Source organism: Demequina maris, from assembly GCF_000971155.1.
Lineage (GTDB): Bacteria > Actinomycetota > Actinomycetes > Actinomycetales > Demequinaceae > Demequina > Demequina maris.
On sequence record NZ_BBLX01000005.1, the window covers coordinates 128,852 to 140,127 of the forward strand.

An 11,276-nucleotide genomic window follows, 5' to 3' on the forward strand; every position below is an offset into this window, starting at 1 on the left:
CCATGGGGGGTATGCGATCGTGCGACTACGGTCACTTCCTGCCCGCTTCCGGCACGCAGGTGCGTAGGCTGGGCCCACGGCCGTGCTGAGGGGTGAGGCCGATCTCCCCCTGCGAGCGCGCCGCCGCGCGACGGGAGGGAGCGGCGATGGCGGGTGACGAGCGCATCCAGCGCGAGTCGCGCCTGCCCGCCCTGCTGTCGCGGTTCTTCGACCGCCGCGCCGGCGGCCTGTCCGGCGCCGAGGGCTCCGCGGCCGGCACCGTCCACACGTTCGCGCTGCTGTCGATCGTGTCGACGCTCGCGTTCACCGTGCGCTACGTCGGCGTGCCCGAGGTCGCCTCCGGGCCGCTGCCGTGGCTCAACGGGGTCTCCGTGGCGCTGTTCGCGCTGGTGCTCGTCGCGGTCTCCCGCGGTCATCAGCTCCTCGGCGCCGCCGTCTACCTCACGGTGGCCACCGCCGGCACCCTCTACATGGCGGTGATGTTCGGGTGGGGATCGGGCCATCACCTCTACCTCATCACCGCGGCGCAGCTCGTGTTCCTCATGTTCACGGACCGCCAGCGCGCGTGGCGCTGGCTGTTCGTGCTCGTCTCCGCAGGCGCCTTCCTGCTCGCGCAGCTCGCCGCGCCCGGGCTCGGCCCCTACGCCGTCGCCGACCGTGTCGGCACCGACTTCGCCGTCAACGCGGTGGGCACCGCGACGCTCATGTTCGTGCTGTCGGTGGTCGCGCAGCATCGCGCCGGCGTCGCGCAGGCCGAGGCCCGCAGGCTCGCGGAACGCGCCGCGTACCTCGCGAACACGGACCCGCTCACCGGGCTCGCGAACCGGCGCCCCGTGATGGCGCGCCTCGAGGAGCTCGCGGCCGCCGACGGCCGCAGGTACGCCGTCGCGATCGCGGACCTCGACCGCTTCAAGCAGCTCAACGACGACTACGGGCACGCGTGCGGCGACCGCGTGCTGGCGGCGCTCGGCGACCGCCTGCGCGGCCAGGTCCGGGTCACCGACCAGCTGGGCCGGTGGGGCGGCGAGGAGTTCATCGTCGTGCTCGCGGATACCTCGCTGGCCGATGCAGCCGTCATGATGGAGCGCATGAGAAGGATCGTCGGGGAGAGCCCGGTCGCATGCGGCGACCACACCCATCGCGTCACGGTGTCCGTCGGCGTCTCCGAGGGGATCGCGGACCGCGCGAGCCACCGCGTGGTCAAGCGCGCGGACGACGCGCTCTACGACGCGAAGCTCGCGGGCCGCGACCGCGTCCGCACGCGCCCGTACGACGACGCGCCCACCGCCCCGACGCCGATCATCCGGCGCACCCGGTGACGGCGGAGGACACGCGCGGCGCCATCCTCTGGGGCCGCGTGCTCACGGCCGTGCTCGTCGCGACGCTCGCGGTCGGGGTGTGCGGCGCCCTGGGCTGGTGGCAGTGGTCGCGCGCCTCGACCACGGGTCGCACGGTGCAGCCCGACCCCGCGGTCCCGCTCGCCGAGGTGCTCGCGCCCGCGCAGGGCGCCGGCACCGCGTACGGGCGGCAGGTCACCGTCACCGGCACGTGGGCGGACGAGGACGCCGCGGTCGTCACCGGTCGCGAGGTGGACGGCGTCGCCGCCGAGATGCTCGTGCGCGCGCTCACCGTGCCCGCCTCCGAGACCGGCACCGGCGAGGAGGCCACGCTCGCGGTGGTCGTCGGCTGGCGCCCCGAGGGCGACGTCGCGGGACCGGACGATGCGCCGGGCACCGAGGTGAGCCTCGAGGGCTACCTGCGGGCGCCCGAGGCGTCCACCGCATCGTCCACCCCGGACGTGGCGCCGGCGGACGGGACCTTCTGGGCCTCGGCGATGGCCACGTCGGAGCTCGCGCAGCACTGGCCCGCGCCGCTCTACAGCGCGCTGCTCGTCTCCTACGAGGGCACCGACACGTGGACCGCGCTCGAGCCGCTGCCGCCCACCACCGAGCTCAACTTCCGGTCCGCGGCGTACGCGCTCGAGTGGTGGCTGTTCGGGGCCTTCGCGCTGTTCATCACGATGCGCTGGATACGGGACAATGGACGCGCGCACCCGGAGACCCCGGACGATGCGCGCGACACCGGAGAGGACCAGGCGTGAGCGACGCTTCGAGCAGGATCCCCGGGGCACTGTCCCGCTACCGCGTCATGGCGTTCATCACCGGAACGCTGCTCATGATCGTGTTCGTGGGGCTGCTGCGCTACATCCCGGGCCTCGAGGGGGTCAAGGAGACGCTCGACCCGATCCTCGGGCCCGTCGCGATCCTGCACGGCTGGGTGTTCATCGTCTACCTCGTCACCGTGACGCAGCTGTGGATGCTGATGAGGTGGGACCTCGGCCGGCTCGTCTACATGGCGGCCGGCGGCGTGGTCCCGCTGCTGTCGTTCTTCGCCGAGCGCCGCGTGCACGCGGAGGTCTCGGCCCGACTGGAGGAGGCCAAGTGAACGAGACGCAGCATCGTCCCGTCCTCGTCGTCGACTGCGGCGCGCAGTACGCGCAGCTCATCGCGCGACGCGTGCGTGAGGCGCACGTCTACTCGGAGATCGTCCCGCACTCGATGAGCGCGGCCGACATGCTCGCGAAGGACCCCGCCGCGGTGATCCTGTCGGGCGGGCCGTCCTCCGTGTACGAGCCCGGCGCCCCGACGATCGACCCCGCGCTGTTCGACGCCGGCGTGCCCGTCATGGGCATCTGTTACGGCTTCCAGGCGATGGCGCAGGCCATGGGCGGCACCGTCGCCCAGACCGGCCTGCGCGAGTACGGCCGCACCCAGGCCTCGGTCGGGACGGCCGGCACCGCGCTCGCGGGCAGCCCCGCCGTCCAGGAGGTCTGGATGAGCCACGGCGACTCGGTCCAGTCCGCGCCGCCCGGCTTCGAGGTGCTCGCCACCACCGAGGGCGCGCCCGTCGCGGCCTTCGAGAACCTCGACAAGCGCATGTGCGGCGTGCAGTGGCACCCCGAGGTCAAGCACTCGCCGCTGGGCCAGCACGCGATCGAGAACTTCCTCTACAACGTGGCCGGCCTCCAGCCCGACTGGACCAGCGAGAACGTGATCGACGAGCAGGTCGAGCGGATCCGCGCCCAGGTGGGCGACAAGCTGGTCATCTGCGCGCTGTCCGGCGGCGTGGACTCCGCGGTCGCCGCGGCGATCGTGCAGAAGGCAGTCGGCGACCAGCTCACGTGCATCCACGTCGACCACGGCCTCATGCGTGCGGGCGAGGTCGAGCAGATCGAGAAGGACTTCGTCGCGTCGACCGGCGTGCGCCTCATCATCCGCGACGAGAAGGAGCGCTTCCTGTCCGCGCTCGCGGGCGTCTCGGACCCCGAGACGAAGCGCAAGATCATCGGTCGCGAGTTCATCCGCGTGTTCGAGGACGCGGCCCGTCAGGTGGTCGAGGAGGCCGGCGCGCACGGCGAGCAGGTCGAGTTCCTCGTGCAGGGCACGCTGTACCCCGACGTCGTCGAGTCCGGCGGCGGCGAGGGCGCGGCCAACATCAAGAGCCACCACAACGTCGGCGGCCTGCCCGACGACCTGCAGTTCTCGCTCGTCGAGCCGCTGCGCACGCTGTTCAAGGACGAGGTCCGCGCGGTGGGCCGCGAGCTGGGGATCCCCGAGGAGATCGTCGGCCGCCAGCCGTTCCCGGGCCCCGGCCTGGGCATCCGCATCATCGGCGAGGTCACGTGGGAGCGCCTCGAGATCCTGCGCCGCGCCGACGCGATCGCGCGCGAGGAGCTCACCAGGGCCGGCCTCGACCAGGACATCTGGCAGTGCCCCGTGGTGCTGCTCGCGGACGTCCGCTCGGTGGGCGTCCAGGGCGACGGCCGCACCTACGGCCACCCCGTGGTGCTGCGCCCCGTGTCGTCCGAGGACGCCATGACCGCCGACTGGTCGCGCGTGCCCTACGACGTGCTCGCGCACATCTCCAACCGCATCACCAACGAGGTGGTCGAGGTCAACCGCGTGGTGCTCGACGTGACGAGCAAGCCGCCGGGCACCATCGAGTGGGAGTGAGCTGAACGGAGAGGGCCCCGCGCTGATGCGCGGGGCCCTCTCTGTGTCTCACGGGCGTGCTGTGGGCCCCGCACCGGCGTCCTCCATGTCGGACCGATCGGCGATCGATCCGACAGGCGTGCCGTTCCCGGCCCGCACGTCGGATCGATCAGGGATCGCTGCGACGGTCGGGCTCGGTGCCGGGCGGGTCGGCGGGCCCGACGGGCGCCGCATCGTCGGGCTCGTCGGCCTCGACCGGGGGCTGCCACGTCTCGCGGCGGCGGTCGCGCATCGCGACGCTGATCGCGGAGAAGAGCAGCCACCCGCCGAGCGCGACGAGCGCGAGGATCGCGACGAGCTCGAGGTCGATCGCGTAGCCGGAGAGCGCGGCGATGAGGCACGCGCCGGCCGCCGTGACGATGGCGCCCCAGATGATGCCGGTGATGCGCTCGGTGGCGCCGCGCCGGGGCTTGATGTCGGCGCTCATGATGCGACCTCCTCGATGACGATGTACTGGACCTCGGTGGTGGGGTCCACGGTGACGAGCGGGTCGCTCAGGCTGAGGGCGGCGAAGGACTCGCCCGGCGCCACGTGGCAGGCGAAGCCGCGGTCCGCCCACACGAGACGGACGGCCTCGTCGTCGGCGAGCTCCATGGCGATCCCGGTGCCGGCGTCGATCCGGAGCGTCGTGACATTCGCGGACGGCTTCACGGTCCGCTCGCCGTCGAGGCCACGCGTCGAGATGAGCCCGCGCGACGCGCCGTCAGCCGCGACGGACACGTCGTCGCTGCACGCCGAGGGGACGAACAGCAGCGAGTAGGTGTCCTCGAGCTCGGCGACGGCGTCGACGAGCGCGGGCTCCTGCGTGGCGTCCGTGGTCGGCTCGACGTCGGGCGTGGCGGTCGCCGCGGTCGCCTCCGGTGAGCTCGGCGGTGCCGACCCGATGGCGAGGCCGTCGTCGCCGATGACCACGCCGTCCTCGCCGATGGTGATGCTGCCGTCGCCGATCTCGATGCGCGTCACCTGGTCGCCGTCGCGCTGGACGTGGATCTCGGGGAAGTAGCGGTCGGCCCAGCCGTCGCGGATGTTGTCGGCCTCGATGATCATCGCGGTGACCGGCACGAGGAGCACCGCTGACAGGAAGGCGAGGAAGCCGAGCCGACGCCCGGTGAGCGCGACCAGCATGAGGATCACGCCCAGGCCCGTCACGAACAGCGCGAACCACGCGATCAGCGGGTGCACGACGATCCGGTCCTGCCAGGTCGCCCAGGCGGTGCCCGCGCCGGACAGCACCAGCCACGCGAGGGTGAGGAGCCAGAACGGGGTGCCGGGGCCCGGCACGCGCGGGGGACGCGGCGGGCGGGGAGGGGCGTAGGCGGCCGCGGGGGGCACGGGTCCGCCGGCCGCCGGGGCCGGGCCCCAGGTCGGCACCGCCTGCGCCGCCGTGTGGGCGGCCTGCTGCGCGGCGGCACCGGCCTCCTGCGCCGCCTGCGCGGCCTGGACGCCCGCGGCGGTCGCGGCGGCACCCGCCGCGGCTCCTGCCTCGGCCGCGTACGCGGCGGCCTCGGCGCGCTGACGCTGCCGCTCGGCGGCCCACGCCGGCGGGACCGCGTAGACCGGGGGCGCGCCGTCGGGGCGCGGGGCCGAGCCCGTGCGGCCGCGACGGGCCAGCACCACGATCAACGCGATCACGCCGCCCACGATCGCGAGCGGGATCAGCACGGAGAGGACCGCGGCGACCGTGCGGAGCGGGCCGCCCAGATCGGGTCCTCCGTCCCAGCCCCAGGTCCACGGGCCGCCGGCGTCGCCGAGGCCGATGAGCCCGAGCACGGTGAGGATGCCGATGACGATGAGCGCGCCCACGTTCGGGACGCCGCGGCCGAAGTCCTGCGCGATGATGCGGCCCTGCCGGTCCGGCAGGAGGGCCCACGCGGCGGCGTAGGCGAGCAGGCCGAAGCCGTGCGTGAGGAGCGCGACGGCGGCGACGGCGACGCGGGTCCAGCCGAGCGACCAGCCGAGCCGCTCGGCGAGCCCGCTCGCGACGCCGCCGAGGACGCGCGAGTCGCCGCGGGTGATGCCCCATCCGCGGATGCTGGTGAAGAACGGCGCCTCGGTGGGCGGCGTCTGCTGGTCGGTCATGGCTGCCTCCTTCTTCCTCGAGTCTCGCCCCCCGACCCGGTGCGCCACCATGAGGGAACCCCCTGATTCGACCCTGATCTTCGGCCGCGCCCGGGTGCCCGCCGCATCGTCCCCGCGGCCGAGGCGACGCCCTCCGCCGCTGTGCGAAGGTGGACCCATGACCGCCCCGGCGCCCCGTGTCGCGCGGCCGCTGGAGCGTCGCTCCCCGGCCGCGCAGTGGTGGCGCGCCTCGCTGGGTGGCGTGCTGCTCGCGATCGCCGCGAGCCTCCTCATCCACCGGTACGAGTGGGCGCACCTCGCATGGTGGCTGCTGCCGATGCTCGTGTTCGTCGTCGGCGTGGTCCTGGTGTGGAGCCCGCTCGAGAGCGCGGTGCAGCTCGACGCGCGGCGGCCGGACGTGGTGGCCCTGTTCTCCCGGGACGCGTGGCTGCGGATGCTCGCGGGCATCGGCCTCGCCGTCGGCGCGCTGTGGTGGTTCGCGGCCGCCGACCCCGAGTGGAACCCGCTCGTGCGCGCGGTGGTGCTCCCCGCCACGGTGGTCCTGGGGCTCGCGCTGCTGCTCGCGCCGTGGTGGCTGCGGCTGATCCGCCAGGTGCGGGTCGAGCGCGAGCAGCGGGTCCGCGAGTTCGAGCGCGCGGAGATCGCGGCGCACCTGCACGACTCCGTGCTGCAGACGCTCACCCTGATCCGCGCGCGGGCCGACGACCCCGAGGCCGTCGCGCGCCTCGCCCGCGCCCAGGAGCGCGACCTGCGCCAGTACCTCTACCAGGAGCGGCGCAGCACCTCCGAGTCGGTCGCGACCGCGCTCGCGGAGGCGATCGCCGAGGTGGAGGACCGCCACGGCGTCGAGATCGAGCTGGTGACGGTGGGCGACGCGCAGACGACGCCGGCGCTGCACGGCGCGGTCCGCGCGATCGCGGAGGCCGCCACCAACGCCGCCCGCCACGCGACGGGCCCCTACGCCGTGTACGCCGAGGTCACGCCGCGCGCCTTCGAGGCCTTCGTGCGCGACGGCGGCCCCGGCTTCGACCCGGATGCGATCCCCGAGGGCCGCCTCGGGATCCGCGAGTCCATCGTCGGCCGCGTCGAGCGCTTCGGCGGCTCCGCGACCATCACATCGTCTCCCGGCGGCCGCACCGAGGTCGCGGTCGCCGTCCAGCCCGAGGCCCGAGAGGAACGACCATGACCGTGTCCGTGGTGATCGTCGACGACCACGACGTCATCCGTGTGGGGGTGCGCGAGAGCCTCGACGACGACATCGAGGTGGTGGGCGAGGCCCGCGACGTCGAGTCCGCCGTCGCCGAGATCCGTGCCCGCACCCCGCAGGTGGTGATCCTCGACGTGCACCTGCCCGGCGGCACCGGGGGAGGGGCGCTCGACGTGCTCGCCGAGATCCTGCATCGTCCCGGCGCGCCGCGCGTCCTCGCCCTGTCCGTCTCCGACGCGGCCGAGGACGTCGTCGCGACGGTGCGCGCCGGCGCCCGCGGCTACGTCACGAAGTCCATCTCCGGGCCCGACCTCTCCGACGCGGTGCGCCGCGTCGCCACCGGGGACGCGGTGTTCTCGCCGCGCCTGGCCGGCTTCGTGCTCGACGCGTTCGGCGCGGCGGGCGGCGAGGTCGCGGCCGCCGACGAGGACCTCGACAAGCTCACCGAGCGCGAGCAGGAGGTCATGCGGCTGATCGCGCGCGGCTACACGTACCGCGAGGTCGCGGAGAAGCTGTTCATCTCGATCAAGACCGTCGAGACGCACGTGGGCAAGGTGCTGCACAAGCTCCAGCTGTCGAACCGGCACGAGCTGGCGCACTGGGCGGCGCAGCGGCGGATCGTCTAGGACGCGGCCGCCGCGTCACTGGAACAGCGACACCGCCCGCGCGATCACGAGCGCGAGCAGCACGAAGCCCGAGAAGGCCTGCAGGCCCATGAGCGCCTTGGCGCGCCCGGAGAGCGGGATCGCGTCGGTGGCGGAGAACGCCATCGAGTTCGACAGCGACGTGTAGAGGTAGTCGCCGAAGCGCGGACGCCAGCCCGCGTGGAGGGACGATGCGGCGGCCACCTCGGCGATCGCGTCGTGGTCCTCGTCCTGCGCGAACCTGATGTCCGCGGCCGGCACGTCGCCGCGCTCGAGGGCGCGCCGCACGACCGGCCCGCCGCGGTCGAGCTCCCACAGCAGCAGCGCGAACGCGATGACGTTGGTGATCCACACCTGGGCGGCGGCCACCAGCACGCGCGAGCCCGAGCCCGTGGTCGGCTCGGTGAGCGACACGAGCAGCTGCACCAGCATGACCTGGTTCGCCGCCGCGAGCAGCAGCGCCTGCGAGACCGACAGCGTGCGCGTCCATGCCGTCTGGACATGGAGGCGCACCGGGTTGGCGACGAGGAGCGGGATCAGGAGCAGCAGACCGATCCCCACCACCGCGTAGCGGAACGCCGGCAGGAACGTCGACGGGAGCGCGAGGTAGAGGCCGAGCGCGACGAGCAGCGCGACCACCGCGGGCCAGCGATGCTCGCCGCGGCCGCCCTCCGGGATCGCCGTCATGAGGCGATTGTGCTCCTCCCTGCTACCCTTGGGGGTACTTGCAGGGCCAGCACGGTCCTCCTGCGTCGCAGATTGCCTCGACCTCTCGCCAGCGCCCGACCTTCCGGCGGCGCGGCTTGTAGAGATTCTCTTCGGCGAACGAGAGCGGACACCTCCGCCTTCGCCACCATCGCCGGTGCCCTCGCCCGCCAGGGCGGCGCGCGCATCGGCCCCTGCCCCGAAAGGCACCTGAATGTCCTCCACCACCTTCGCCGAGCTCGGCGTGCCCGTCCAGCTGACGGACGTCCTCGAGCGCGACGGCAAGACCCACGCGTTCCCCATCCAGGTGGGCACGCTGCCCGACACCCTCGCGGGCCGCGACGTCCTCGGCCGCGGCCGTACCGGCTCCGGCAAGACCCTCGCGTTCTCGCTCCCGACCGCGGCGCGCCTCGGCGCGCGCGGCGGCCGCGCCAAGCCGGGCCGTCCCCGCGCGCTCATCCTCGCGCCGACGCGCGAGCTCGCCACCCAGATCGACGCCGTCATCGCGCCTCTCGCGGCCGCCTACGGCATGCGCACCGCGACGATCTTCGGCGGCGTGAGCCAGCGCCGCCAGGAGCAGGCGCTGCACCGCGGCGTCGAGATCGTCGTCGCGTGCCCCGGCCGCCTCGAGGACCTCATGGGCCAGGGCCACGTCTCGCTCGACGCCGTCGAGGTGACCGTTCTCGACGAGGCCGACCACATGGCGGACCTCGGCTTCCTGCCCGGCGTGACCCGCATCATGAACGCGACGCCGCAGCGCGGCCAGCGCCTCCTGTTCTCCGCGACGCTCGACAACGGCGTGGACAAGCTCGTCAAGCGCTTCCTGTCCGACCCGGTCACGCACGCGGTCGACCCGGCGGACAGCCCCGTCGAGGCGATGACGCACCACGTGTTCCACACCGAGGGCGCCGACGCGAAGCGCGACCTCATCCACATGCTCGCCTCGGGCACCTCGCGCCGCATCCTCTTCACCCGCACCAAGCACCAGGCGAAGAAGCTCGCCAAGCAGCTGACGGCCGCCGGCATCCCCGCGGTCGACCTCCACGGCAACCTGTCCCAGAACGCGCGCGACCGGAACCTCGCCGCGTTCGCCGGCGACGAGGCCCGCGTGCTCGTCGCGACGGACGTCGCGGCCCGCGGCGTGCACGTCGACGGCGTCGAGCTCGTGGTCCACGTGGACCCGCCGGCCGAGCACAAGGCATACCTCCACCGCTCCGGCCGCACGGCGCGCGCCGGCTCCGCGGGCGACGTCGTCACCGTGGTGCTGCCCGAGCAGCGCCGCGAGACCTCGCAGCTCCTGCGCAAGGCCGGCATCACCGTCCGGCCCGAGGCCGTGAGCGCCGCGTCCCCGCAGGTGGTCCGTCTCGTCGGCGAGGTCGCGGCGCCGGTCGCGCCCTCCGCCGCCCCGGCGCCCGCCCAGCGCTCCCGGACGCAGCGTCCCGGCTCGTCCGCCGGCTCGTCGGCCGGCGGCGACTCCGTGCGCTCGGGCCGTCGTCGCGGCGGACGCCGCCGCTCCGGCGCGGGCTCCGCGCAGGGCTCCGGTGCCGGGAAGTCCGCGGCCCCCGCGTCGAGCGCGCGTCCGCAGCGCCAGGCGCAGCGCGGCTCCTCGTCGTCCGGCAACGGCGGCGCGGCCGCGTTCTCCTCGCGCGGCGGCTCCGGCGTGTCGCGCCGCCGCTCGCGATAATGGTGATATCCCTGGTATGTACCTTTGGGGGGTTGTGCCCTCACGGGGAGTCGTCCTACTCTCGGTCCCATGGGGGGCGACGAGGCTGAGGGGCCGGTGCGCACGACCGCTGCGGCGGTCGGATCGGGCGCGCCCGCATACGAGGGATTCGTAGGACGGCGGGCGCGACGCAGCCGCGCGCATGAGTACTGGAACGCGCGGTCGTGGTCCGTGCGCCAGCAGCAGAGCCGTCCGCTCGCGCCCCGGCCCGTCGAGCCGCCCATGCCGGTGGTCGCGGCGGCCGACCGTCCCTTCGAGCGCACCTCCGCGGGCCTGCCGATGCGGGTGGCGCCCGCGGTCCTCGCGCGCGAGGAGATCGACGACCCCGACGTGATCCAGCTGCCGCGGCAGTCCGGCGAGGTGCCGGTCGTGTCCGTGCCGCCGGTCGCGCTGGCCGCCGTGCCGGACCGCGCGCCGGACCCCGCGGCCGTCGAGCCCGCGTCGACGGCGTCCGACGCGGTCGCCGCCGGGGCCGACGAGGCGAGCGAGATCGACGAGGCACTCGAGATGCTCGTCGACCTCGCGCCGCACCTCGACTGCCTCGTCACGGTCGAGGACCCCGAGGGGCGCATCACGTACGCACGCTGCCAGGGCATGCTCGCGCGCCTGGGCCGGGCGGTGAGCGACCGGCGGGTGTGGCGCGCGCTGCTGCAGCTCGCCGACGGCGACCCCGATCCCGAGGTGCGCGCGGCCGCCGACGAGGCGCTCGTCGCGCTCGAGACGTACGGCACGACGCCCAAGGCCTGACGTCTCCGTGCACCCGCGGTGCACCCCTCCACACAGCGTGCGGGATGTGAACGCTCGCCGATGCAACTTCCGCCGTGAACCGGGGGTCGTCGGTGGAGAGATGCCGATCCTGTGTGGAG

11 protein-coding genes are annotated in these 11,276 nt (G+C 74.1%); 8 read left to right on the forward strand and 3 right to left on the reverse strand.

The genetic code is table 11. The annotated features are described in order from the left end of the window. Window positions 1-146: 146 nt before the first annotated feature. The 4 genes from AOM02_RS07645 to guaA are packed head-to-tail and all read left to right on the forward strand — an operon-like array spanning window position 147 to window position 4,013. The gene (locus AOM02_RS07645; RefSeq protein WP_062298415.1) at window positions 147-1,319 is read left to right on the forward strand and encodes a GGDEF domain-containing protein; all 1,173 of its coding nucleotides are present in this window, start codon (window positions 147-149) and stop codon (window positions 1,317-1,319) included. Further along, window positions 1,316-2,101 (forward strand): SURF1 family protein, encoded by a 786-nt coding sequence (locus AOM02_RS07650; protein ID WP_062298418.1) that lies wholly within the window; start codon window positions 1,316-1,318, stop codon window positions 2,099-2,101. The genes AOM02_RS07645 and AOM02_RS07650 overlap by 4 nt, the downstream gene beginning before the upstream one ends. Next, window positions 2,098-2,445 carry a DUF3817 domain-containing protein gene (locus AOM02_RS07655; protein ID WP_228373044.1) on the forward strand — a complete coding sequence of 116 codons (348 nt, stop codon included), beginning with the start codon at window positions 2,098-2,100 and terminating at the stop codon, window positions 2,443-2,445. The genes AOM02_RS07650 and AOM02_RS07655 overlap by 4 nt, the downstream gene beginning before the upstream one ends. Further along, entirely contained in the window at window positions 2,442-4,013 is a 1,572-nt protein-coding gene (gene guaA, locus AOM02_RS07660; RefSeq protein ID WP_062298423.1) for a glutamine-hydrolyzing GMP synthase, read from the forward strand. The genes AOM02_RS07655 and guaA overlap by 4 nt, the downstream gene beginning before the upstream one ends. 148 nt (window positions 4,014-4,161) lie before the next feature. Here the strand turns inward: guaA and AOM02_RS07665 are convergent, their stop codons facing one another. Both AOM02_RS07665 and AOM02_RS07670 read right to left on the reverse strand, forming a co-directional pair. Continuing rightward, window positions 4,162-4,479: a hypothetical protein gene (locus tag AOM02_RS07665; RefSeq protein WP_062298426.1), complete on the reverse strand. Its 318-nt coding sequence runs from the start codon at window positions 4,477-4,479 to the stop codon at window positions 4,162-4,164. Further along, on the reverse strand, window positions 4,476-6,131 hold the full coding sequence (locus AOM02_RS07670; protein ID WP_062298428.1) for a PspC domain-containing protein: 1,656 nt from the start codon (window positions 6,129-6,131) through the stop codon (window positions 4,476-4,478). Before AOM02_RS07670 ends, AOM02_RS07665 begins: the two co-directional genes overlap by 4 nt. A gap of 157 nt (window positions 6,132-6,288) precedes the next feature. On the opposite strand from AOM02_RS07670, the gene AOM02_RS07675 reads away from it, so the two are divergent. Both AOM02_RS07675 and AOM02_RS07680 read left to right on the forward strand, forming a co-directional pair. Continuing rightward, a complete protein-coding gene (locus AOM02_RS07675) occupies window positions 6,289-7,317 on the forward strand; it encodes a sensor histidine kinase (RefSeq protein WP_062298430.1) in 1,029 nt (342 codons plus the stop codon). Then, window positions 7,314-7,964 carry a response regulator gene (locus AOM02_RS07680; RefSeq protein ID WP_062298433.1) on the forward strand — a complete coding sequence of 217 codons (651 nt, stop codon included), beginning with the start codon at window positions 7,314-7,316 and terminating at the stop codon, window positions 7,962-7,964. Before AOM02_RS07675 ends, AOM02_RS07680 begins: the two co-directional genes overlap by 4 nt. Before the next feature lie 15 nt (window positions 7,965-7,979). Here AOM02_RS07680 and AOM02_RS07685 read toward each other — a convergent pair whose 3' ends face one another. Next, window positions 7,980-8,669, reverse strand: coding sequence for a hypothetical protein (locus AOM02_RS07685; RefSeq protein WP_062298435.1), 690 nt, complete (start codon window positions 8,667-8,669; stop codon window positions 7,980-7,982). Between the two features lie 232 nt (window positions 8,670-8,901). Between AOM02_RS07685 and AOM02_RS07690 the strand changes: the two genes are divergently transcribed. Next, window positions 8,902-10,371, forward strand: a complete 1,470-nt coding sequence (locus tag AOM02_RS07690) for a DEAD/DEAH box helicase (RefSeq protein WP_082104953.1) — start codon at window positions 8,902-8,904, stop codon at window positions 10,369-10,371. Between the two features lie 69 nt (window positions 10,372-10,440). Then, entirely contained in the window at window positions 10,441-11,157 is a 717-nt protein-coding gene (locus AOM02_RS07695; protein ID WP_156156140.1) for a hypothetical protein, read from the forward strand. Window positions 11,158-11,276 lie beyond the last annotated feature (119 nt).